Origin of the sequence: Nocardioides sp. NPDC087217, assembly GCF_044744805.1 — a bacterium.
Classification (GTDB): Bacteria; Actinomycetota; Actinomycetes; order Propionibacteriales; family Nocardioidaceae; genus Nocardioides.
The window spans coordinates 205,915-228,883 of the sequence record NZ_JBIUZB010000002.1 but is presented as its reverse complement, the minus strand read 5'-3'; the positions used below and the strand labels follow the sequence as shown (position 1 = coordinate 228,883).

The window sequence follows — 22,969 nt, the reverse complement described above, 5'->3', positions numbered from 1 at the left end:
GCATATCTGAAGCCAACTGCTGTAAGTGTAACTCAGATCTCGCGTGCCGCCGAGAGCTTCAGTCGTCGGCAGGGTCTCCGATGACGACCGGGCGCCCGGCGACGTACCCGGCGAAGATCTGGACGAGCGCGAGCCCTAGTAGCAGCGCGATCGGGACCGACCACGACCCGGTGGACTCGCGCAGCAGGCCGACGACGAACGGGCCGGCGGCGGCGAGCAGGTAGCCGATGCTCTGCGCCATCGAGGACAGCGCGGTGGTGCCGGCGGTCGTCGCGGTGCGGATGCTGAACAGGGTCAGGGCCACCGGGAAGACCGCGCCGCCGATGCCGACGAGCACGGCCCAGAGCCAGGCGCCGGCGACGGGAGCGAGCCAGAGGCCGGCGAACCCGATCGCCAGCAGCGCGGTCAGGACCGCGATCAGGTGACCCTGGGACGAGGCGCGGATCGCGAGCGAGGGGGCCAGGAAGAACACGGGTACGCCGACCAGGATGCTCACCGCGAGCAGCAGCCCGGCCGTCGCATGGCTGAAGCCGGCGTCGGCGTAGATGCTGGGCAGCCAGCTCATCACGACGTACGCGAACAGCGACTGGGTGCCGAAGACGACCGTCACGGCCCACGCGGTGGGCTCACGCCACAGCGCGACCCGGGTGCCGCCGCCGCGGCGGTGACCTCGGTCGCGCAGGTGGGGCAGCCACGCCAGCAGGGCCAGCGCGGCGAGCAGCGCCCAGACCCCGAGGCCGGCCCGCCAGCTTCCGGCGGCGTGGGCGATCGGCACCGTGACCCCGGCCGCGATCGCCGCACCCAGGGACATCACCGCACTGTAGGCACCGGTGACCGCGCCGACCCGGTTCGGGAAGCCCTCCTTGACCACGGCGGGAAGAAGTACGTTGGCGAGCGCGATGCCGGCACAGGCGACGAACGTGCCGGCGAGCAGCAGCCAGGGGTCACCGATCACCCGGACCAGCAGCCCGGCGACCAGGAGGCCGAGCGCGACGCCGATGCCACGATGTACGCCGAGCCGGCGCGCGAGCGTCATCCCCGTGGCACCGACGACCGCGAAGCAGAGCACCGGCAGCGAGGTCAGGAAGGCCCGGGTGCCGGCCGAGAGCCCGTCGAGGCTGTCGAGCAGGGCACCGAGCGACGTGATTCCCCCACGCAGGTTGGCGGCGACCAGCAGGACCGCGACCAGCAGCCACACCGTCGACCGAACGGCTCTGTTCGACGGCGGAGAATCGGGGCGGGACTGGATGCGGGAGTTCACGCCCTCTAGGATGCCAGACATCGGATGATTGGATGAAAGGACGGCACGTGCCGCTCTCCACCACCACGCCTCGCTCCCTGGTCGACCAGGCGATCGACGGCATGCGCGCCCTGCTCGCAGACGGCGAGTGGGCCGTCGGCGCCCGGATCCCGCCCGAGCCCGAGCTCGCCGCGGCTCTCGGCGTCAGCCGCAACACGGTGCGCGAGGCCGTACGCGCCCTGGCCCACACCGGCGTGCTGGAGGTGCGACGCGGGGACGGGACGTACGTCGCCGCCTCCAACGAGGTGGCCGCGATGATGCGGCGTCAGGTCGGCCGGGTCGACCTGGCGCACGTCCTCGAGGTCCGCCACGCGATCGAGACCCGCGCCGCGGCGCTGGCCGCCGATCGTCGTACCGAGGACGACCTGCGATCCCTGACCGCCATCATGGAACGGCGCGCAGCTGCCGTTGCCGCGGGCGACGCCGACGCCTTCGCCGAGGCCGACGCGGAGTTCCACCTCGGCGTGGTCACCGCGACCCACAACCCGCTCCTCATCGAGCTCTACGCCGGCTTCGAGGACACCCTGCGCGCGACCATCCACCTCGACGACGAGACGGCCGAGATCGCCGACGAGCACCTCGCCGTCTTCGACGCGATCCGCACCCAGGACCCCGGTGCCGCCGCGGCTGCCGTCACCGGCCTCCTCCACACCCTCGCGCGCTGACCGGCCTCGTCAGCCCAGCCGCTTCAGGGCGGCCTCGGCCGCATGGAAGCCGCCCATGCCGTGGACCCCGCCGCCCGGCGGTGTCGCCGAGGAGCACAGGTAGACGCCCGGGACGCCGAGGGCGTACGGATCGAGCGCAGGGCGCGGCCGGAAGGCGATCTGGCGAGCGGTGTTCGCGCCGGCGCTGATGTCGCCACCCACCCAGTTGGGGTTGTACGTCTCGAACTCGGCGGGCGTGCGTGTGGAGACCGCCACGATGCGCTCCCCGAAGCCGGGCGCGAAGCGCTCGATCTGGCCGAGGATCGCCTCGGTGGCGTCGCCGTCGTAGGCGTGCGGGACGTGGGCGTAGGCATAGATCGGGTTGACCGAGCCGCGGGACCGGGTCGGGTCGGCGAGGTACTGCTGTCCGAGCAGGACGAAGGGCCGCTCGGCCATCACGCCGCGGGTCGTCTCCTTCTCGATGGCGGCGATCTCGGCGGCCGTGCCTCCCAGGTGCAGCGTGCCGGCGCGACGGCAGTCCTCGTTCGTCCACGGGATGTCGCCCTCGATCGCGATGTCGACCTTGAAGGCCGCCGGACCGTAGCGGAATCGGCCCAGCGCGCGACGTACGCGGGCGGGCAACATGTCGCCCACGATCTCGAGCACGCCGGCCGGTGCGGTGTCGAGCAGGACCACGTCGGGGCGACCGCCGGCGAGGTCGCGCAGCTGGTCGAGGGAGGTGACCCGGACCCCGGTGACCACCTTCCCGCCGAGCTCGGCGAGCTCGGCCAGCAACGCGCGGGTGATGCTCTCGCTGCCGCCTTCGGCCACCGGCCACCCCACAGCGTGTGTGGCCGCGGTCAGCATCAGGCCGACCGAGCTGCTGAGCGGCGTGTCGAGGCGCCCGAACGCATGGGCGGCGACACCCATGAACAGCGCGCGAGCCGGGTCGTCCTGGAACCGGCGGACCGCCCAGGTCGCCGGCTGCAGGGCGTCGATGCCGAAGCGGCCCAGGACGACCGGGTGGCGCGGCACGTGCACCACCGGCTGGAACACCTCCGCGATGAGCGCCTCGAAGTTGCCCGTGGCGTTGGCGAAGAGCCGGTCCCACCGGCCGGCGTCCTCACCGAGCGAGCGCCGGGTCAGCTCCCGGTCGCGGGCCGCGACCCCCGCCCGGCCGTCGTCGAGCGGGTGCGCGAGATCGATCTCCGGCCACAGCCAGCGCAGGCCGTGCCGCTCCAGCCCCAGCGAGGCGAAGTAGGGCGAGGCCACCCCGGTCGGGTGGAACGCGGCGCAGTCGTCGTGGAGCACACCAGGAACGGTGCGTTCGCTGGTCCGGGTGCCACCGCCGGGCCGTTCGTACGCCTCCACGACGGTGACGTCCATCCCGGCCTGGGCGAGACGGATCGCGCCGGCCAGCCCGTTGGGCCCACTACCCACCACCACTGCCGTGCTCATGCCGTCAGCTCCGTGTCACTCGAGGATCCTGCAGTGAGCGTACGTCGCCGCCGAAAGCCCGGTGCCGCCCAGGTGACCCGCAGCGGGACCGGCCCGTTGGGCAGCCACGGCTGCTCGGCCACGCAGTCGCGTACGTCCCAGGTGCCCGTCTCGACGACGCCGAGGGCAGCGTCGATGACCCGGTAGGCCTGCGGCGGGTTGGTCCAGGGCGTGGCCTGGGACTCGCAGTAGGCCACCACGAGGTCACCCGGGTCGAGGTTCAGGCGCTTCTGAACCGCCGCGATCAGGCGCTCGTCGTGGAGGTGGCCGTCGCCGAAGTTCCAGCCGAGGATGGCGTTGCAGAGGAACTCGCCCTCGCGGAGCGTGCGCTCCTCGAGGTCGTCGAGGTGCTCGTAGAGCACCGAGAACAGTCCGCGTCCCTGGCTGTGCATCGAACGCCACGCGAGCACCTTCTGCATGGTCATCTCGGCGTCGTCCGGCTCGTAGGGCGTGGGCTTCATCCGCTGCAGCTGGTCGAGCTGGTTCTCCACGAGCGGCAGCTCGTTGAGCCGCTCCTCGACCCCGGGCCTCATCGTCCAGACCGTGCAGGCCCAGTTGCCGGCGTACTGCCGCATCGAGGGCAGGAAGGAGACCAGGTCCGGGCGCAGGTTCCCGAGCACCGGGCCGAGGCAGAGCACCGCGAAGATCGGGATCAGCAGCAGCGGTTCGGAGAAGTTCCAGATGTTGTAGACCGAGGCGTCGAACCCGCCACCGAGACCGCCCCACAGCACGAGGGCGATGTAGCCGAAGTAGACGTTCCACTCCAGCGGCACGGCCAGCGGGAATGTCGAGGTGATGAAGATGTGGAAGACGAGCATCGCGACCGCGCCGAGCAGGGCCACGGTGTCGTTGGTGGTCACCAGCAGCACCAGCGGGATCAGGATCTCGACGGTGGTGCCGCCGACGTGCGCCATGAACCAGGCGAGCCGGCTGGGGCGGAGATCGGTGGGCGCGTTGCGGTAGTGCAGCCGCTTGAGGAGGCTCGGCTGGCCGGGGCTGTTGGAGATCATCGGCGGGACGACGTTGATGAAGTGCTCACCGAGCTTGGAGACACCGGCACCGATCCAGACGACGCAGATGATGATCTTGAAGACGACGACGAGGTTCACGAAGGCAGCGCTGCCGGCGTCCTCGGCCATCACCAGTGCGCCGAGGGTCGCGGACATGAGCATGATCGGCAGGTACTGCTCGGACCTGGCCGCGAGGAACACCACCTTGTCGCGCAGCCCCATCAGCGGCATGACGACCAGGATCGGCACGAACGCCTCGGGTGGGACGAGCTCTTGGGGACTGGTGCCCTCGGGGAGGAACCGGACCGGCTCGGCCGGGGTCAGCAGCGGGTAGACGAGGCTGGCCAGCACCGCGACGTACAGGACGACGTCGAGGACCGTTCGCTCGTCACCGCCGGTGCCCGGCACATGGCGCCCCCAGGGCGCCATCCGGATGGTGCCGGGACGCAGCCAGTAGCGGATGTTGCCGAGCATGGGCGTGAAGTGGCCGCACAGCGGCCCGAAGGCGCCACCGAGGCCGATCACCTCGAGCAGCATCAGCCACACCGCGAGCTTCTGGTAGACCACCACGTTGTCGAACCAGGAGGCCGGATCGGTGAGATGCACGTAGTCAGTCGTCCACGAGGTGATGGCGAGACCGACTGCGAAGTAGAGGCCCAGCATCTTCAGGACATAGACGAGGTGCAGGACGCGCGGTGTCCCGAACCCGTCCTCGACCCAGTGGCTGGAGAGGATCCGGATGCGGTCGCGCAGCGGCAGGCGTACGAACTCGGCCGGCGGCACCGGCTGCGGGGAAGGGGTGAGGAATCCCATCTCAGGCTCCTTGGAGTGTGAGCGCGGCACGAAGGGCCGGCTTGTCGGTCTTGCCGACGGGGTTCTTGGGAAGCGCGTCCAGGACGGTGATCGAGACCGGGACCTTGATCTTGGTGAGCCGCTCACGACACAGCGCGCGCAGCTCCTCCTCAGTGACCGGGCGCTCCGGATGAAGGGCGACGTACGCCACGGGCACCTCGCCGTAGGTCGAGTGAGGCGCGCCGACGACGGCCGCGTCCAGGACTGCGTCGTGGGTGTGCAGGACGGTCTCGATCTCCTTGGGGTAGATGTTCTCCCCGCCTCGGATGATCATGTCCTTGATCCGGTCGACGATGGTCAGGTAGCCGTCCTCGTCGAGGACGCCGACGTCTCCGGTGTGCAGCCAGCCGTCGCCGAGGGCCTCAGCGGTGGCGTCCGCGCGGTTGAGGTAGCCCTGCATGACGGTGGGGCCCTTGATCACCACCTCGCCGCGCTCCCCCGCAGGCCGCAGCCGGCCGTCGGCGCCCATGATGGCGACCTCCTGCCCCGGCAGTGCGATCCCGACGGTGCCGGCCTTGCGAGGGCCCTCGACCGGGTTCGCCGTCGAGGCGCAGGTGCCCTCGGTGAGCCCGTACCCCTCGACCAGCGGGAACCCGAACCGCTCCTCGGTCGCCCGGATCAGCTCCTTGGACGCCGGTGCGGCGCCGCAGATCGCGAATCGGACCGAGCTGGTGTCGCGTACGACGCCGGCGGGGAGGGCCACCAGGTGGGTGTAGATCGTCGGGACCGCTGAGAAGTACGTGGGGCGCCACCGCTCGATGGCATCGAGGAACTCCACCGGATGGAACCGCCCCAGGATCGTGAGCTGTCCCCCGCCCCGCATCGTGGCCACGAAGCTGACGCAGATCGCGTTGACGTGGAAGAGGGGCAGGACCAGCAGACAGTGGTCGCGCTCGGTGAGGGTGAGCGCCTGCGCCATCGAGCCCGCCATCGCGGCCACGTTGGCGTGGTTCAGCATCACGCCCTTGGGGCGGCCGGTGGACCCGCTGGTGTAGATCAGCAGCGCGAGGTCGCTGCTCGACATCGCCGGTCGAGGCAACGCCCCGCCGACAGGTGCCGTACGCAGCTCCTCGACGAGCAGGCTGCGGCGCCCGCCGCCGTCCGGGGCGTCGGCATCGGCCTTGATCACGAGCGCGGCGTCCGCGTCCTCGATCTGGTAGTCGGCCTCGGTCGCGGTGAAGACCGGGTTGATCGGCGTCGCCGCGGCACCGAGACGCCACGCGGCGACCAGGCTCACCAGCAGCTCCACCCGGTTGGGCAGCATGATCGCCACGACCGATCCCGGCCCGACGCCGTGGTCGGCGAACTGCTCGGCGGCGCCGTCGACACGCGTGGCGAACTCCGCGTAGGTCAGCTCCACGCGGTCATCACGCATGCAGGGGCGGTCCGCCCACTGGTCGGGCTGGCTCCAGGGCAGGTAGTCGAGGTCCATCGTCGCGCGCTCCTCAGCGGTGGTGGCGGGTGTGGTCCCAGACGATAGGAACGAAGACGGGTCCGCCGATTGGCTCGCGAGCACGAAGATTCCCCGCGCAGTTGTGACAGGCTTCACATCATGGGACGAGTGAATGGGACACCTGCCGACGTGAGGGTCCGGGCCGAGGACCGGGCCGCCGAGGTCACGAGGCTGATTGGCGCGGCCCTCCCCGACGTCGCCACCGCCCTGCACGCCGAGATCGCGGACGCGATCCCCGAGCTGCGCGGCGACGACGTCATCCTCGAGCTGCTTCGCGCGAGCGTCGAGAGCAACGTCGAGACCTTCTTCCACGTCCTCCAGCACAGGATCGCGTTCGAGGAGATCCTGCCGCCGCCGGCAGCGATCGAGTACGCCCGGCGCCTGGCCCAGCGCGGCATCTCCTCGAACGCGCTGCTCCGGGCCTACCGCATCGGCCAGAGCTGGCTGCTCGACCTGGCCGTCGCGGAGGTCGCCCGGCAGGAGCCCGACCGTGAGGTCGCCCTCGCCGCGGCGCAGATCCTCCAACGTGGCGGCTTCGCCTATGTGGACCGGGTCGCCGAGCAGGTAGTGGCGGAGTACGAGTCCGAGCGTGAACGATGGCTGGCCAACCGGAACACGGTGCGCGCCGCCACCCTCACTGCCCTCCTGGCCGGCGGTGACCTCGAGCTCGGCGCGGCGGAGAACGCGCTCGGCTACCGTCTGCGACAGCACCACCTCGGACTCGTCGTGTGGGACGCCGACGGCGACGGCGCCCCCACCGGGCTGCGGCGACTGGAGGCGCTGGTCGCCGCGGTCGGCGAGCGGTTCGCGGCAGCCGGGCAGCCGCTCTTCATGCCACAGGACAGCAGTCATGCCTGGGCGTGGATCCCGCTGGGCCGGAAGCCTCCGGAGGCGACGGACATACGGTCGATCATCGACCTGGTCACGGAGACCGCCGCCGACCGCGCCCGGGTCGCGCTCGGGCGTCCGCATCCGGCCGTCGCCGGGTTCCGCGCCTCACATCGGGAGGCGGTCCGGGCACACCTGGTCGCCACGACGGCCAACGACCGTGGCTCGGCGGTGACCACCTACGAGGACCCTGGCGTGCAGATCGCCTCGATCCTCGCCCACGACCTCGACGAGGCTCGGCAGCTCGTCACGGGGTCGCTGGGGGCGCTCGCCGTCGACGACGAACCCCACCAGCGTCTGCGCGAGACCCTGCTCGCCTTCCTCGGCGCCAAGAGCAGCTATCTCGCGGCGGCCGAGGTCCTGCACCTCCACAAGAACACCGTGAAGTACCGGGTCGACAAGGCTGCGGAGGTACGTGGGCGCGCGATCGACGAGGACCGCCTGAACCTCGAGCTCGCGCTCACCGCGTGCAGATGGCTCGGCGCGTCCGTCCTCACGCGCGCCGACAGTCACGACGCCCGCCCCTGAGGCTGGTCGCGGCTTGTGCCGAGACCACAAACGGTCGCGCGAACTTCGTCGTGCTGTGCGTGGATGGTGAGCCTCCGCGGTTGGCATCCTCCTTTCCTCCCGACCTTCCTGCCGCGAGGAGATCCGTCATGGGTGACGCCCTGGCCACATGCCTACCGATGCTTGCCTTCATGTTCATTCCGGTATGGATCCCGATCCTCGGCACTCTCCTGGGAGCTCTCGGTGACCGGCTCCGACCACCGACTCCGTCCCCTGCTGAGCGCGCGGTGGAAGCAGCCAAGAAGCGCTCCGTCGAAGCGCGCAGATCCGCTGCGCCGGTCACAGACCTCGGGGCGACCGCTGACCGGTGCGAGGCAGCCTCCACATCAGCCGCATGACGCCGTGCGCGCACTAATCGCCGCATGATCGAGTCCGTCAAGCTGCTCGTCGGCGTGGTGCTCAAGGCGTGCGGGCCGGGCTGATCGTCACCCAGGCGACCCACGTCTCAGCAGCCGGCGGCGCTAGCCGTCCGGCAGGTCGACGCGGATGAACTTCGGCCGGTACAGGAGTGGGTTGCGCAGCACCGCGCCGAAGTCCGTGCTGTTGCGGCTGTAGGAGACGACCACCGAGCCGGGCTCCTCGAGGATGTCCGGGTGGGCCAGCGGCATGTAGCGGAGCTCGCCACGGGCCACTCCGGAGGGAAGGGTGCCGACCGGCGGCTGCGCCCGGAACGGACCGGTCGGCGACGACGAGGTCCAGAAGACGAGGTCGTCCCCGAGGAACTCGTCGCTCTTGCTGAAGGCGTACCAGCGCCCGTCGCGCTCGAAGACGCTCAGCGTCTGGGAGACGCCGTCGGCGGTGGGGATCAGCTCGCTCGAGGAGCCGGGCCGCTTGTTCCAGCCGGTGCCGTCCCAGTAGGTCCAGCGGTCGGGGTCGGCGACGTGGTCCGGATCGACGCGGGCGACGTGCAGGGCGAACCCGGTGCCGAGCGGCGGGTCGGGCTCGCGGGCGGTGCCGTAGAGATAGAGCCACTCGCCCGAGACGGCCGCCGCGGCGCCCCACATCGGCCGGCGCGTGTCAGCGTCGTCGGCACCGATGTCGGTCACGGCGATCAACTGCGGGACTCCCCCGTCCGGGACCACGAACTGGGCGATGGCCGGTCCGAGTGCCTCGAAGCCGAACGCATCGTCGGAGTCGGTCGTACGCACCCGCTGCGCGGCCACCACGACGAGGGCGTATCCCGGCTTGTCGAGCGTGGTCACCGACATCGGCCAGTAGCCCACGCCGTCCTTCCGGTCGGGGATGATCGCGCCGCCTGACTCCGGGAGGACGACCTGCAGGCAGTCGGGCTCGACGAGCAGCATCGAGTTGCGTACGAAGCCGGCGCCGGAGAACTTCTCGTCCCGCAGGGTGTCGCCGAACATCCAGATGCTCCGGCCATCACTCAGATGGGCGCTCACCCCCACGTCGCCGCCCTGGAGCGCCGGCTCGGAGCGGAGCCTGGTGATCCGGTTGAGGTCGTCGACGTCCTCGACGGGTCCCGCCGGGACGCACTGGGTCGTCGAGGCGAGGCTGGCCAGCGGGCGCGGCACCGCCGCGCTGTGCAGCGCGGAGGTCAGCGCGGTCGCGAGGATCGTCAGGCAGGTGGCCGAGGCGAGGACCAGGCCGAGGTTTCGCCGCCACGACCGCACCGACGCGAGCGCACCCGGGCGTTCGACGTCGACGCGGACCAGCCACCGCATCGCCACCAGCACGGTCAGACCGAGCAGCCCCGATCCCACGATGGTCACCATGGGCTGGGCGATGCCACGCCCATCACCGGTCGCCGCCCACAACAGCGACTCCCCCGCTCCCGCGATCGTCCATCCGGAGCCGGTCGCCCACGCATCCGCGAGCAGCAGGCGGTCCCCGGCGAGGAGCAAGGGCACAGGCCCGGCGACGATCACCGTCGCCGCGAACAGCAGCCCCGGCAGCCCGCCGATGATCTCGCAGGCGAAGGTCAACGCGCCCGCGGCGACCACCGTGGCAGCGAGGACCGACCCCACCAGCATCCGCTCCCCCGCCGGCGCCGGACCCGCCAGCAGCAAGCCGACAACGTCCGCAGCCACCGCCAGTGCCGCGAGGGCGGTCAACCGCGCCAGGAGCCGAGGCAGCGTACGCGCGAACGGTCCCCACACGAGCGAGACGACGCAGACCAGCAGGAAGCCGGCCAGCGCGGTCGCGAAGGTGACCCAGGACAGCGGCCGACCCTCGAGCCGATCAGCCGGCTCCGCGACCACGACCGTACGTCCGCGGGTCTTCTCGATCCGCTCCACCTCGGCCTGAACCGCGCGAGCGAGCGCCGGCCGGTGGGCCGTGGTCAGACGCAGCTCGTCCTGGGTGCCGGACAGGTCGATGTCGAGCTCGGCGACGACGTCACCGCGCTCCAGCAGCTTCGCCGCCTCGGCGCGGCTGTCGACCGCTCCGGCCGAGAACGGGCGCCCCGGGACCGCGTTCACCTGCTTCACCAGCGGAACCGTGACGACGTCAGGTCCGACCAGGACCACCGGAGCCTCGTGCAGCTCTCCGGAGTCGGCGCGGAGCCCGGTGACGATCCAGCCCAGCGCGATCAGCACGAAGACAGCGCAGAGCACCACCTCACGACGACTCCCTGGTCGCACTGCTCACCACCGTCCTCCGTCACCGCAGCGCGCGGTTCATGAGGCCATGTAAGCAGTGCGACCGGGTGGGTCTAGTTCGGGGTGGCCCGCCACCGCTGCGACGCGGCCGCGGTGTCGGTCTGCTGCACGACCAGCCCGTTGGCGCCGGCCGCCAGGCTGAGACCGCTGTGCTTCGCCGAGAACTTCAGCGACGCGCCGTCGGCCGCGATCACCCAACGTTGGTTGGGCGTGCCCGTGCAGGTGTACTCCACGACCGGGTCGCCGCTCGTCTTCGAGCTGTAGGCGACGTCGGCGCACAGACCGGTGCCGGCGTTCTTCAGCTGGTAGCTGCCGTCGTCCTCGTTGCGGGTGACCACCCACTTCTGCGACGCCGCCGCTCCGACGGCCGACGTGGTCAGCTGACCGTTACTGGTCGCACCGGCGGCATCGAGCGCGAGCCCCGAGGCGACGTTGCCGAGCGAGTACTGGCCGTCCGCCAGGGCCGGCGGAACGATCTCCTCGTCGCCGATCGCCATCGCGAACACGTGCACGGCGGCGTTGGCGGGCAAGGTGACCGCGGCGATCTCCTTGGCCGGGTCGGTGCGCAGCGTCTTGGTGAACAGGCGGTAGGAGACCGTCGGATAGGCCGGGCCGTTCGGGGTGTTCTTCCCGAGCGTGGTGACGGCCACCTTGGCGCCGTAGCTGTCGGTCGCCGCGCAGCACCAGTTGGGGAAGCCGAGCGTCCCCGTGGAGGAGGTGCCGTCGGAGTAGTGCACGGTCGCCTTCGCGGAGGCCGACAGGCTGGTGCCGGTCCCCAGGAACGCCAGCGCGTTGCCCTTGCCGCTGATCCGGATGGTCTCGCCACCGGAGGCCACGTTGTCCTGGGTGCCGGGTTCCGAGTCCGGCCAGGTGAAGTCGAAGCCGTTCGCGCTCACCGTCGCGCCGGGGGTGACGCCCTTCTCGGCGAGCTTGTCGGCGAGGAAGCTGCTGCCGCCGCCGTCGATGTCACCCGGTCCGGGATCCTCGGCGCTGGTGACACCCACGTTGTTGAACGCCGAGGCCAGGTCCGGATGGGCGACCGTGGTCGTGGCCGAGTCCGTCACGGCGTACGTCCGGTCGTGGGCCACGTAGGTCGCGGTCGCGTCGATCTTCACCCGGCCGGGCGAGGCGTCTGCCGGCGGCGTGACGCTGAACGTCGCGGTGCGGGAGGCACCGGGAGCGAGGGACCCCGACACCGCGCCGCCCGGGCGTACGTCCCAGCCCTCAGGTGCGGCGGCCGTGATCGAGTCGAGCTGGACGCGGGATCCGGTGTCGTTGGTGAAGGTGGCGGCGACGTCCGAGGCCTCACCGGCGACCGCGATCGCGGAGGTGGCGGCGTCGAGGGTCGCGTTGCGGTCGCCCGGGTGGCCGCCGCCGACCGCCGAGGACCCGTTCAGCGCGACCACGGCCCCGGTGGAGGTGGACAGCTTCCCGGTCTTCACCTGGGTGATGCCCGTCGCGGAGTCATGGAACCAGCCGATCGCCGCGCCCTCGAGGTCCTCCTTCGAGGCCCGCTGCGGCAGCTCCTCGCCGTCCAGCTCCACGCCGCCTGGCTCGGCATCGGCGTGCACGCTGAGCCCGTACTCGCGGGAGGCGGGCTTGCCGGCGTACGAGCCGTCCACCTCGCCCAGCCGCACCACGACCCGCCCGCGGCCCTGCGACGGGGCGTCGACCTCGAACTCCTGGGTGGCGGACTCGCCGGAGGCGTGCGCCTGGCTGCGCCCGTCGTCCTCGTAGTTCACGAACGAGGAAGAGCCCTGCGGGTAGATGTCCAGGTCGAGACGGCCCGACTTCTTGCCCTGCTGCCAGTCGAGCGTGCCCTCGGGGAACTGCGGCACGACCGCACCGGCGCGTACAAAGAGCGGGAGCGTGTCCAGCGGAGCCTTGTAGCCGTCGATCGTGGTCGGTCCCTGGTGGACCCGGCCGCTCCAGTAGTCGACCCAGGTGCCTTCGGGGAGGTAGATCCCGTCGCGGGTCGTGGCGTCCTCGAAGACCGGGGCGACCAGGAAGTCGTCACCGGCGAGGAACTCGTACTTGACCGCGTCGCCCCAGGTCTTCGGGTCCTCGGGGTAGTTGAGGTAGAGCGGCTTGACCGCTCCCACGCCGTTGCGGTTGGCCCGCATCGTGTGCGTGTAGAAGTAGGGAAGCAGCCGCTCGTGCAGGCTCAGGTACTTCCGGTTGATCGAGGTGTACGGCTCGCCGTAGCGCCACGGCTGCTTGTCGGAGGCCGCCCACCCGCTCATCAGGTAGGTCATCGGCAGGAACATCTTCCACTGCATGTCGCGGACGTACGTCTCGGCGCTGCCGCCGAAGATGCCGTCGACGTCGCCGGTGGCGAGGTGCTGACCGGACATGGTGGAGCCGGCGTACGTCGGGATCTGCCAGCGGATGTAGTCCCAGCTTCCGGACTGGTCGCCGCTCCACACCGCGGCGCAGCGCTGGGTGCCGGCCCAGCCCTCGACGGTGAGGACGGTCGAGCGGTCGGCGCTGTTGGTCTCGATGCCGTCGCGGGCCTGCTCGCAGGCGTCCAGCGCGAAGCGGTAGCCCGGGCCGACCCAGGCGACGTCGGTCTTGCGGACGCGGACACCGGCCTTGACCTCGGTCTCCTGCTCGGTCAGGTCGTCCTCGGTCCACAGCCCCAGCTCGGCGCCGTGGTCGTTCAGCATGTCGCCGGTCTCGGCGAGGTCCTCGTAGCCGCAGCCGTAGCCGTCGTTGACCAGCATCCAGCCCAGCGGCATCTTGTGCTCGGCGTAGCCGTCGGCGATCGCCTTCGAGTCCCGCAGGGTCTCGCGCTCGCCGCGGTTGGCGTTGTGGAGATAGCAGTCGGCGTCGCCGACCTCCAGGGCGTACATCGGCACCGCGACCGGGCGGCCGGTCAGCTCGGTGTAGGAGTCGATGACGCGCTCGGCGTCGCCAACGAAGTAGTAGGCGTCGAAGCGCTGCTCGTCGTGGGTGGTCGTGGTCGGCGCACCGAAGTCGTAGCTGCCGGCCGCGAAGGTGTTGCGCAGCACGCCGTAGCCGCGGGAGGAGACGTAGAACGGGACCGCGTTCGGGTTGCCGCCGTCGTTCCAGTTGAAGTCGCGCGAGATCTTGATCGTCTCGCCGCGGTGGCTGAACCGGCCGTTCTGCATGCCGCCACCGAAGAACTGCTCCTCGGCGCCGCGCTGCAGGTGCTGCGCCGTGCTCTTGTCGTCCCAGGTCAGCGGCGAGGCCTCGGCCATCAGCACCTTCCCGTCCGGGTCGGTGAGGCGCAGGGTGATCGGCTGCTTGGTCACGGTGAGCACGGCCTCGTCGGTGCTGATGACGTACGCCGCACCGGTCTCCTTCACCTCCGACCGCCCGCCGGGGTAGTCGCGCTTGACGACGATGTCGGCGTCGGGGGCGCCGGGCTCGGTGGGGTCGTCGTTGGCGGGGTCGGTGAACTCGCCGTCCGGGGCCAGGCGTACGCGCACCATGTCGGCGTCCTCGAAGGTGACGCGCAGAGCGGCCTCGCCGGACTCGAAGGTGTAGCTGTCGCCGTCGCGCTCGAAGCCGGTGACGTCGCCGAGCTCGCTCGCTTCGGCGGCCACGGAGCTCACCGGGCTGAGCGCGACCAGTGCGGCGGCCAGAGCCACCCCGGGGACCAACAACCGTCTGATTGAGTGATTGAACATGATCGCCTCACGCCCTAAAGAGTCAGAATCAATCGTAAGTTGGAGGCGACTGTAACGCAGGTCACACTGCCCGGTCCACCCTTGGTCCGCCGATCAGGGCGAGCAGGCGCGCGGCCTCCCCGGCCACCGCATCGCGGCCGGCGCCGAGGTACTTGCGCGGGTCGACCTTGCCCTCGTCCGCGATCGCCGCGCGGACGGCGCGGGTGAAGGTCGCGTTGAGGTGGGTGGCGATGTTGACCTTGGTCATCCCGGCGGCGATGGCGGCGACGATGCCCTCGTCGGGCACCCCCGAGGAGCCGTGCAGCACGAGCGGCACGTCGACGGCGGCGGCGAGCCGGGTGATGAGCTCGTTGTCGAGGCTGGCTGTACGCGTCGTCATCGCGTGCGAGGAGCCGACGGCGACCGCGAGCGCGTCGACACCGGTGGCCTCGACGTACGCCGCGGCCTCGGCCGGCTGGGTGCGAACGCCTGGTGCGTGCACGCCGTCCTTGCCGCCCACCTCGCCGAGCTCGGACTCGACGGAGGCACCACGCTCGTGGCACCAGGCCGCGACCTTGGCCGTGGCGGCCACGTTGGAGTCGTAGTCGAGCTTGGAGGCGTCGAACATCACCGAGGGACACCCCAGCTCGACGGCCTCCTCGACGAGCTCGACCCGGGTCGCGTGGTCGAGATGTACGCAGACCGGCACCTCGGCGCTCTCCGCGATCGCGATGGTCGCCCGCAGCAACGGCGCCAGCCGGCCGCGGTAGTCGACGGTGTTCTCGGAGATCTGCAGCACGACCGGACGGCCGGCCTGCTCGGCGCCGGCGACGATCGCCTCGGCCAGCTCGAGCTGGATGACGTTCATCGCGCCCAGGCCGCGGCCGGTGCCGCGGGCATGGTCGAGCAGCAGCGACATCGGTACCAGGGGCATGTCAGTCTTCCTCGTGGTCGATTCGGCTGACCCTGACGTCGGCCAGGAACGATGCGTACGCGTCGGGGTCGATCTCGCCGGCAACCGGGGTGACCACCGCGGCGGCGCCCAGCGCGGCGGCGTCGCGAAGGATCTCCGGCCACGGCCTGCCGTGGGCCATACCGCGGGCGAGACCGGCGGCGGCCGCGTCCCCGGCGCCGGTCGGGTTCCCGGTGACCCCGGCGGGCGGGCTCACCTCCCAACAGCTGCCGTCGGCGTACGCGACCAGCCCGTGGTGGCCGCGCGTCAGCACCACCGGGCCACCGTGGCGGGTGGCGAGCTCTGCGACCGCGGCGGCTGGGTCGTCGAGGGGCCGGCCCAGCAGGCGGGCGGCCTCGTCCTCGTTGGGCGTCAGCACGGCGCCGGTGCCGACCGCGGCCGCCAGCGCCGCGTCGTCGAGATCGAGAAGCACCGGTACGCCGGCGGCGTCCCCGAGCCGCGCGATCCGTGCCGGGAGGTCGGCGGGCACGCCGGGCGCGAGGCTGCCGGAGACGACGAGGGCCGTCGCCTCGGCGATCCGATCGGCGAGGAGGTCGAGCAGTCTCAGATCAGCACCGGGGGCCGCCTGCCTGCCGGGCTCCCACAGCGAGGTCGTCGAGTCGGCGACGACGACCAGCGTGCGGCGTACCTCCTCCAGCTCGGGCAGGAAGGTCGATGGCAGCTCCCGGGCGAGAGCGTCGCCGAAGTCGTGGTCGGCGAGACCGACGGCATGGGTCGGCTCGCCGAGCTGGTGCAGCACCCGGGCGACGTTCACGCCCTTTCCTCCGAGCCGGCTGGTGACCTCGGCGACCCGATGGACCCCGCCCACCCGCAGCCGGGGCAGCCGGTAGGTCACGTCGATCGCCGGGTTGAGCGTGACGGTGATGATCATGCGTCCGTCCCCGTCGAGGCCAGAGCCAGGCGCGCGGCGCCGACCAGGCCGGCCCGGCCGCCGAGGGCGGAGAGGCGTACCGGCGGGACCGCGGTGACACCGGCGCGCTCGCGCATCCGGACCTGTAGTGGTTCGAGCAGGTATCCCCTGGCCTCGGCGACGCCGCCGCCCAGGATGATCTCGCCCGGCGCGAGCAGGGCGCCCACCGCGAGGAAGCCGTCGGCGAGGGCGGTGATCGCCTCGGACCAGACCCGGGCGGCGCGCGGATCGTGCTCGACCCGCGCGACAAGCTCGGCGACGCCGGCGACCCCGGAACCCCCCAGCGACGCGTATCGCCTCAGCATGCTCCGAGCGCCCGCGCGCGTCTCCACGCAGCCGTGGAGCCCGCAGGTGCACAGCGGCCCGGCCGGGTCCACCACGAGGTGGCCGAGCTCACCGGCCTGACCCGAGACGCCGACGATCGGCCTGCCCTCGACGTACGTCACCGCGGCAACACCCGTCCCGAGCACCGCGACGAACGCCGAGGCCGGCGAGCCGGCGTCGACCCAGATCGCACCCGCGGCGGCGGCCGTGTCGTGCGAGACCGCGACCGGAAGGCCGAGCCGCTCGGCCAGCGGCGCCGCCACAGGCGTATCGACGAGACCGAGGTTGACCGCCTTGAGGGAGGTCCCGGTCTCGGTGTCGACGAGGCCGGGGAAGGCGACCCCGACACCGGCGACCTGCGTCCTGGCCGCGGGGCTCAGGCCGGCGAGCAGCTCCTCACCCAGCTGCGCGATGTCGTCGAGCACGGCCGGGCCGGTGCGGGTGGCCACCCGCGACTCCGCGAGCACGACGTCGGCGGTGCCCACCACGGCCCCCCGCACCGAGGTGCCGCCGACGTCGAAGGCGAGGGCGAGCGCCGACATCAGGCGGGAGGGGCGGCAGCCGGGCCGAGGATGATCGAGCGCGTGAGGTTGCGCGGTGCGTCGGGGTCGAGACCGGCCCGACGGGCACGCTCCACGCAAAGCAGATGCACGCGCACCAGGTCGGCGAGCGGGTCGATCTCGTGGTGCACCAGGTCGGCGCCGGTGACCGCGACGTCGTCGGCGAAGCCCGGCACCAGGTCACCGAAGGCCCACACGACCCGGCCGGGAGCGCTGATCGAGAGCGGGCCGTGGCGGTACTCCATCATCGGGTAGGACTCGGTCCACAGCTGCGCGGACTCCCGGAGCTTGAGCGCCGCCTCCTGCGCGACTCCGTTGGTCCAGCCGCGACCGACGAAGGTGAGCTGCTCGGCGGTCAGCGCCGGGCCGTACGCGCTCTCGCCGGCGTCGATGATCTGCTGGGCCTGCTCGGCGGCCAGGCTCAGGTCCTCACCGAGGTGCCAGCGGAGCAGGGCGAGCGTCGTGGTCGCGAAACGGGTCTGGACCACCGACTTCTCGTCGATCTCGGGCATGAGGATCGGCTCGGCCAGCTCGAGGGCCGGGGTGCCGGGCGAGGAGGAGATCACTGTCGCCGCGATCCTGCCCCGGATCCGGGCGAGCAGGTCGACGACCTCGGTCGTGGTCCCGGACCGGGTGATCGCCACCAGCCGGTCGTAGTCCCGGTCGAGCCGGGCCTCGGTCGGCGTCCAGGCGTCGGTGATGCCATGACCCTGCTCCTCGCGCAGCGCGGCGTACGCCTGGGCCATGTAGAGCGAGGTCCCGCAGCCGATGACCGCGACCTTCTCCCCCGTCTTCGGCAGGGCGTCGGCCGATCGTTCGGCGATGCTCCTGGCGGCCAGCCAGTTGGCGGGCTGCGTCGCGATCTCGGCTGCGAGATGCGTCGTCGGTGCAGATGCGGTCATGGTCTCGGGTCACCCTCCGATGTGTTGCCGGCTGGACCCGAATCATCCAACGCGCTGCGCGTTTCTGTCAATAAAGCACCACAAATGATCATTATCGCTCAGTCGTGACGATGATCTCCGTCCCGCCATCGGTCAGTGCCTTCGCGAGCGACTCCGGCACCGGTTTGTCGGTGACGAGCATGGAGACGCAGGAAAGGTCGCGGATGCGCGCGAAGGTCGGATGCTCGAGCTTGGTGCTGTCGGCCACGACGATGGTGCGCTGCGCCGCCGCGATGAAGTCGGCGCTGATCTTGGCCTCGGCCGGGTGGATCGTGGTGAGTCCGGCCCGGGTGCTGATGCCGTCGACGCCCAGGATCGCGGTGTCGATGTGGATCTTGGACAGCACCCCCTCGCTCAGCGGGCCGACCAGCTCGTAGGACTGGGTACGAGCTGCCCCACCGGTCACCACGATGTTGACGTTGGGCCGGATCGAGAGCTCGTAGGCGATGTTGAGCGCGTTGGTGACCACGGTGATGCTGTCGTCCTCGGCCAGGTCGGGGTGGCGCCCGATCGCTCGGGCCACCTCGCTGGTGGTCGTGCCGCCGTTGAGCGCGACCGTCTCGCCCGGCACGAGCAGGTCGGCGACCGCGGTCGCGATCGCCCGCTTCGCGTCGGCCTGGCGACCGATCTTGTACTGCAACGGCAGCTCGTACGCCGAGCCGAGCGCGGTCGCGCCGCCATGTGTCCGGGTGACCAGTCGCTGGTCGGCGAGGTGCCCGATGTCGCGGCGGGCGGTCGCCGCCGAGACACCGAGCGCGCTCTCCACCTCCGCGATCGACACGTGCCCGTGCTCGCTGATCAGCTCGAGCAGCTGGTTGAGTCGCTGTTGTCTCATGGGCCCCCTTCCTGGGTCCCGGACAGCCTACGCAGGTCCGGCCGCTCAGGGGCCGCAGTGGAAGGTCGCGTCGGCCCAGTCGGCGTGGTCGTTGCCGTTCCCGTCGCCGGCATCGCCTGCCACCAGATCGACATAGTCGGCACCGGTGACGTCGGCTGTGATCGCAACGGTGGCACTGGCCGGCCCCAGGGTGCCGGTCTCGGTGACCGTCGTCCCGTCCGCGACGACGGAGAACCTCACCGAGCCCCGCGACGTCTGTACGTCGTCCACCCCGACGTCGGCGGTGAAGCTGGTGCAGTTGCCGGCCAGGTAGTAGCGCACCTTCGAGACCGCATGCGCCCCCAGCCCCTTGGTGTAGACCTTGCCGGCGAGCGTGATCGGCCCACCGTCGCCGGCAGCGTTCTCCCCCACGTTGGTGTCGCGCTCGACCGGTCCCCAGCCGTTGGTGGCCGAGATCCAGCCGAGATCGCTGGCGTAGGTGTCCGCGGTCGGCGGAGGCGGCGCGGTCTGCACCGTGGCCGAGCGGGTCACCGTGCGGGTCTCGCCACCGACGTCGTACGTCGCAGAGCCGGTGAGCTGATAGCTCGACTCGGCCGCGTCGGCAGGCGGCGTGACCTTCCAGGTCACCGCGTGGCTCGCCCCGGGAGCGAGCGAGTCGAAGGTCGCCGGCGTGGTGGCCTCGGCCGTCCAGCCCTCCGGCACCTCTAGACCGACCTTTCCGGCGCCGGTCTCGGACGCCTCGTCGCTGGCCAGCGTGGTGGTGACCTCGGTGACCGCGCCCGGCAGCAGCTTCTCCTCACCGGCGTCGACGGCGAGGGTCGCGCAGGCCGGCAGGTCAGCGGCCGCACCGAGGTCCTCGACGGTGAAGTCGTCGATGCTGATGTCGCCGTTGGCGCCGTTGTCGTCGGCGGTCCGCAGACCGACCCAGTAGTCGCCGCAGCCGCCGGCGACGAACTCCTCGCTGAACCTGGCCGTCTCGACCTGCTTGCCGATCGGGCGGGCACCGACCTCGACCGAGCGCGGCTCGCCGCTCGCGACCGAGTCGTAGCCGGTGACCCACTCGTAGTCGTCGGCCCGCTCGGTCTGGTGGTCGAAGGAGACCCGGTAGCGGTGGCCGGGCTCGAGACGTACGGCCTGCGGGACGGTGCGGTAGACGAGGCCGCCGTTCTCGGCGTGCGACTTGAGCGACCAGTCGCCGCTGATCACGTCGTCGGTGACCTTGCCGTTCCAGCCGCTCTGCGTGTACGGCTCGTGCCGCTCGGCCAGGTGGGTGCGCGGGTCGGTGACGCCGCCCGAGGTGCCCTTGACGAAGGGCGACCAGCCCTGGACGACCTCCTCGAAGTCCTCCTTCACGATGACCTTCGCGCCGGGCGCGGCCGGCAGGTCGCGCTTGATCGCGACGACGCGTACGTCATCGAGGCGGACCTTCGCCGATCCCGCGTCCGCGGAGATCCTGACGGTCGCGGTGCCGTCGCCGCCGACGTCGAAGGGCACCTCGACCCGCTGGAAGTAGGTGCTGTGCAGCTCGTCGGCGGCGACCAGGTTCTTCGCGGTCGACCGCTCGACGCGTTGGGTGTAGGTCTTGCCGCCGGAGGTGACGGCGACGGTGGTGGCCCGGCTCCGGCCGGACTCGACCTCCACCCAGACACCCAGCGCGTTGCGGCCGCTGCGTAGGCCGTTCAGTCGCTGGCTGATCGCGGCCCTGCCGCCGGCACCCAGGACGGCGACCTGCTGACCGGTCGAGGTACGCCCGGTCGTGGCCGGGCCGCTCGGGTGCCAGGCGTCGAGGTCACCGGCGTTGAAGCCGGGGTCGGCGACGTGGCTGCCCTGACCCCACTGCGGCGCGGGCGAGCCGCCGGGAGCCTTGGTCAGGACGTACGCCGTCCCGGCCTTCGCATCGAGCGTGACCTTGCCGGCTCGGACCGGCACGCTGCCCGCCGCGACCCGGCCCTGCTCGGTGAGCTCGTAGACGTTGAGCCGGCTGCTGGTGCTCCACGCGTCGGTCAGGCTCCAGGTGGTCCGGCCGCCGTCGGTGTTGTGGTGGTAGAGCTTCGTGTCGTCCTTCCACGGGAGGAGGTAGGCGTCGCCGTCGAGCACGAGGTCGCCGTCCTGATAGATCTTCCGGGTGGCGTCGGTCTGGCCGGTGTTGACCACGCGTACGCCACCGTCCTGGACGATCTCGTCGCGGCTCCAGCGCAGGATCGGGTTCTGCTGCAGATACTTGGTCGGCAGGTTCGTCTGCCAGATGTTGTCGTAGAAGGCGTCGACGTCGTTCTCGCCGGTCCATCCCTCGAACTCGACGATCTCGGTGTGCCCGAGCAGCTTGTCCGGGTTCCAGGTGTCCTTCTGCCCGTTGCGTACGAACCGGATCATCTGGCTGTTCAGGCCCTTGTTGGTGGCGCCGCCGTAGGACTCGTCGTTGGCCCAGTGGGACCAGAGCGCGTCCTCCTCGAAGTGGTAGGACCACTCGGTGCCGATGTTCCAGCCCTGCCCGCGCAGCTCCTGCGCGAGGCGCTCCTGGAGCCAGCCGAAGGAGTAGTAGACGTCGATGTAGAGGAACTCGAGGTTCGGGTGCGTCTCGCGGCGCAGCTGGGCGAAGCGGTCGACGATGTTCTTCGTGGCGAGGTCGGTGCGCTGGTCGATGTAGTAGGACTGGTCGATCCAGTCCCAGCCGGGGCTGTTCTCGTTCACGAGCGTCTCGTTGAAGGTCTTGGCCTCGGGGTAGGCCTCGGTCGCGTTCACGTGGACGCCGAAGTCGGCTCCCCACTTCTCGCCCGCACGGACCAGGGTGTTGAGGTCGTCGAGCCCACCGGCGCGGTTGTTGTAGTTGCCGCCGTAGTCGGGGTGCGCGGAGTCGTGGCCCTCCGAGCCGTACCCCTTCAGCACCGCCAGCTGCCCCAGCCCGTCGGTGGCCAGCGAGACCCGCTTGACGTCGTCGAGGGTACGCAGGAACGGATGCGTCGCCTGGCTGGCGAAGTTGAACGGGATGTGGGTGACCACCCGCTCGGGGGTCTCCTCCGCGCCGTTCATCGGCCGCTGGATGTCGCGCAGCGCGATCGCGCCGTCCTGCCAGTCGACGGACTGGTCACCGTTGACGTCGGGGGTGATGGTGACCTTCGCCCACGGGAGCTCCTCGGTGTAGGGCGAGCCGGTCGCCCGGTAGGTCCACTGGCCGCTCCACAGCCCGACGCGGCGGCCGTTGTCGGTGGCGCTCACGCTGCGCCAGATCCGGCCACGTTCCCGGGTCGCGTCGCCGCTGCTCTGGTCGTAGACCGAGTTGGTCTCGATCGCTGCGGCGAGCTGGTCGGTGTCGACGATGGCGTACGCCGATCCGACCGGCTTCTCGGTCGTGGCCAGGTCCGCGGTGACCTCGGTGTGGGTGTCGCCGTTGGTCGTGCGGTCCGCGCTCACGACGGCGGTGCTCACGGTCGCGCCGGCCTGGTCGGAGCTGACCGAGAGGAGGTCGTGTCCGGGGATGTCGAGGGTGCCGACCCGGTGCTCGGCGGTGTCGGTCACCTTGGTGACCGCGAAGGTGACGACGTCTCCGGTCACCTCCAGCTTCGCGTCGAGCTCGACGCCGGGCAGGTCGGCGAAGGTCAGCCGGTAGGTCGCCGTGTCGGTGTCGACCTGGGTGCCGGTCACGGTCGCCGTGTGCGCCGTGCCGTTGATCCGCACGGCGGTCGGCGTCGTCGCGGCGCCGCTGATCTCGCCGCCGGCGGTGTGCCGGTAACCAAGCACGGCGGGGAAGTCGTCGGCCACCCGCACGCTCAGCACGGACGAGGTCAACGTGAAGCCGCCCGTGGGGGCGGCATGGCTTTCTGGCGCGATAGCGACCACGCCGGCGAATGCCGTCACGGACGCGAGGAGGGCTGCGGGGAAACGCTTCGGCATCGTGACTCCCGAGGGTGGGGGTGGGCCTGACGAGGTCCGTCCATCATGCAGAGTTTTGCGCGGATTGGCTACGT

14 protein-coding genes are annotated in these 22,969 nt (G+C 71.1%); 2 read left to right on the top strand and 12 right to left on the bottom strand.

The window, feature by feature from the left end:
* Window positions 1-58 precede the first annotated feature (58 nt).
* Window positions 59-1,282 (bottom strand): MFS transporter, encoded by a 1,224-nt coding sequence (locus tag ACIO3S_RS08405; protein ID WP_400461638.1) that lies wholly within the window; start codon window positions 1,280-1,282, stop codon window positions 59-61.
* 26 nt (window positions 1,283-1,308) lie between these two features.
* On the opposite strand from ACIO3S_RS08405, the gene ACIO3S_RS08400 reads away from it, so the two are divergent.
* A complete protein-coding gene (locus tag ACIO3S_RS08400) occupies window positions 1,309-1,965 on the top strand; it encodes a FadR/GntR family transcriptional regulator (protein WP_400461635.1) in 657 nt (218 codons plus the stop codon).
* Between the two features lie 9 nt (window positions 1,966-1,974).
* Here ACIO3S_RS08400 and ACIO3S_RS08395 read toward each other — a convergent pair whose 3' ends face one another.
* From ACIO3S_RS08395 to ACIO3S_RS08385, 3 genes are read right to left on the bottom strand one after another with little or no spacing between them, the layout of a single operon-like run.
* Window positions 1,975-3,402, bottom strand: coding sequence for a phytoene desaturase family protein (locus ACIO3S_RS08395; RefSeq protein WP_400461632.1), 1,428 nt, complete (start codon window positions 3,400-3,402; stop codon window positions 1,975-1,977).
* Window positions 3,399-5,264: a DUF3556 domain-containing protein gene (locus ACIO3S_RS08390; RefSeq protein ID WP_400461629.1), complete on the bottom strand. Its 1,866-nt coding sequence runs from the start codon at window positions 5,262-5,264 to the stop codon at window positions 3,399-3,401. The genes ACIO3S_RS08395 and ACIO3S_RS08390 overlap by 4 nt, the downstream gene beginning before the upstream one ends.
* A gap of 1 nt (window position 5,265) precedes the next feature.
* Window positions 5,266-6,735, bottom strand: a complete 1,470-nt coding sequence (locus ACIO3S_RS08385) for a class I adenylate-forming enzyme family protein (RefSeq protein WP_400461626.1) — start codon at window positions 6,733-6,735, stop codon at window positions 5,266-5,268.
* A 120-nt stretch (window positions 6,736-6,855) separates the two neighbouring features.
* Between ACIO3S_RS08385 and ACIO3S_RS08380 the strand changes: the two genes are divergently transcribed.
* A complete protein-coding gene (locus tag ACIO3S_RS08380; RefSeq protein ID WP_400461623.1) occupies window positions 6,856-8,172 on the top strand; it encodes a PucR family transcriptional regulator in 1,317 nt (438 codons plus the stop codon).
* Window positions 8,173-8,672: 500 nt separating this feature from the next.
* Here ACIO3S_RS08380 and ACIO3S_RS08375 read toward each other — a convergent pair whose 3' ends face one another.
* The 8 genes from ACIO3S_RS08375 to ACIO3S_RS08340 all read right to left on the bottom strand — a co-directional run bounded on the left by ACIO3S_RS08375 (window position 8,673) and on the right by ACIO3S_RS08340 (window position 22,895).
* Window positions 8,673-10,787 (bottom strand): hypothetical protein, encoded by a 2,115-nt coding sequence (locus ACIO3S_RS08375; RefSeq protein ID WP_400461620.1) that lies wholly within the window; start codon window positions 10,785-10,787, stop codon window positions 8,673-8,675.
* Between the two features lie 95 nt (window positions 10,788-10,882).
* Window positions 10,883-14,482 (bottom strand): TIM-barrel domain-containing protein, encoded by a 3,600-nt coding sequence (locus ACIO3S_RS08370; RefSeq protein ID WP_400461617.1) that lies wholly within the window; start codon window positions 14,480-14,482, stop codon window positions 10,883-10,885.
* Window positions 14,483-14,543: 61 nt separating this feature from the next.
* Window positions 14,544-15,395 (bottom strand): class II fructose-bisphosphate aldolase, encoded by an 852-nt coding sequence (locus tag ACIO3S_RS08365; RefSeq protein WP_400461614.1) that lies wholly within the window; start codon window positions 15,393-15,395, stop codon window positions 14,544-14,546.
* Between the two features lies 1 nt (window position 15,396).
* The gene (locus ACIO3S_RS08360; protein ID WP_400461611.1) at window positions 15,397-16,305 is read right to left on the bottom strand and encodes a 1-phosphofructokinase family hexose kinase; all 909 of its coding nucleotides are present in this window, start codon (window positions 16,303-16,305) and stop codon (window positions 15,397-15,399) included.
* Entirely contained in the window at window positions 16,302-17,210 is a 909-nt protein-coding gene (locus ACIO3S_RS08355) for an ROK family protein (protein ID WP_400461608.1), read from the bottom strand. Before ACIO3S_RS08355 ends, ACIO3S_RS08360 begins: the two co-directional genes overlap by 4 nt.
* Window positions 17,210-18,130: an SIS domain-containing protein gene (locus tag ACIO3S_RS08350; RefSeq protein WP_400461605.1), complete on the bottom strand. Its 921-nt coding sequence runs from the start codon at window positions 18,128-18,130 to the stop codon at window positions 17,210-17,212. Before ACIO3S_RS08350 ends, ACIO3S_RS08355 begins: the two co-directional genes overlap by 1 nt.
* Window positions 18,131-18,221: 91 nt before the next feature.
* A complete protein-coding gene (locus tag ACIO3S_RS08345) occupies window positions 18,222-19,004 on the bottom strand; it encodes a DeoR/GlpR family DNA-binding transcription regulator (RefSeq protein ID WP_350720624.1) in 783 nt (260 codons plus the stop codon).
* 45 nt (window positions 19,005-19,049) lie between these two features.
* Complete coding sequence (locus ACIO3S_RS08340) at window positions 19,050-22,895, bottom strand: endo-alpha-N-acetylgalactosaminidase family protein (protein WP_400461602.1); 3,846 nt, start codon at window positions 22,893-22,895, stop codon at window positions 19,050-19,052.
* Between the last annotated feature and the right edge of the window lie 74 nt (window positions 22,896-22,969).

Excerpts from the sequence above, each read along its gene's own strand:
- ACIO3S_RS08355 (WP_400461608.1), bottom strand. The coding sequence starts at position 17,210 with ATGTCGGCGCTCGCCCTCGCCTTCGACGTCGGCGGCACCTCGGTGCGG.
- ACIO3S_RS08405 (WP_400461638.1), bottom strand. The coding sequence starts at position 1,282 with ATGTCTGGCATCCTAGAGGGCGTGAACTCCCGCATCCAGTCCCGCCCC.
- ACIO3S_RS08370 (WP_400461617.1), bottom strand. The coding sequence starts at position 14,482 with ATGTTCAATCACTCAATCAGACGGTTGTTGGTCCCCGGGGTGGCTCTG.
- ACIO3S_RS08395 (WP_400461632.1), bottom strand. The coding sequence starts at position 3,402 with ATGAGCACGGCAGTGGTGGTGGGTAGTGGGCCCAACGGGCTGGCCGGC.
- ACIO3S_RS08360 (WP_400461611.1), bottom strand. The coding sequence starts at position 16,305 with ATGATCATCACCGTCACGCTCAACCCGGCGATCGACGTGACCTACCGG.
- ACIO3S_RS08350 (WP_400461605.1), bottom strand. The coding sequence starts at position 18,130 with ATGACCGCATCTGCACCGACGACGCATCTCGCAGCCGAGATCGCGACG.
- ACIO3S_RS08385 (WP_400461626.1), bottom strand. The coding sequence starts at position 6,735 with ATGGACCTCGACTACCTGCCCTGGAGCCAGCCCGACCAGTGGGCGGAC.
- ACIO3S_RS08365 (WP_400461614.1), bottom strand. The coding sequence starts at position 15,395 with ATGCCCCTGGTACCGATGTCGCTGCTGCTCGACCATGCCCGCGGCACC.
- ACIO3S_RS08340 (WP_400461602.1), bottom strand. The coding sequence starts at position 22,895 with ATGCCGAAGCGTTTCCCCGCAGCCCTCCTCGCGTCCGTGACGGCATTC.
- ACIO3S_RS08380 (WP_400461623.1), top strand. The coding sequence starts at position 6,856 with ATGGGACGAGTGAATGGGACACCTGCCGACGTGAGGGTCCGGGCCGAG.
- ACIO3S_RS08345 (WP_350720624.1), bottom strand. The coding sequence starts at position 19,004 with ATGAGACAACAGCGACTCAACCAGCTGCTCGAGCTGATCAGCGAGCAC.
- ACIO3S_RS08390 (WP_400461629.1), bottom strand. The coding sequence starts at position 5,264 with ATGGGATTCCTCACCCCTTCCCCGCAGCCGGTGCCGCCGGCCGAGTTC.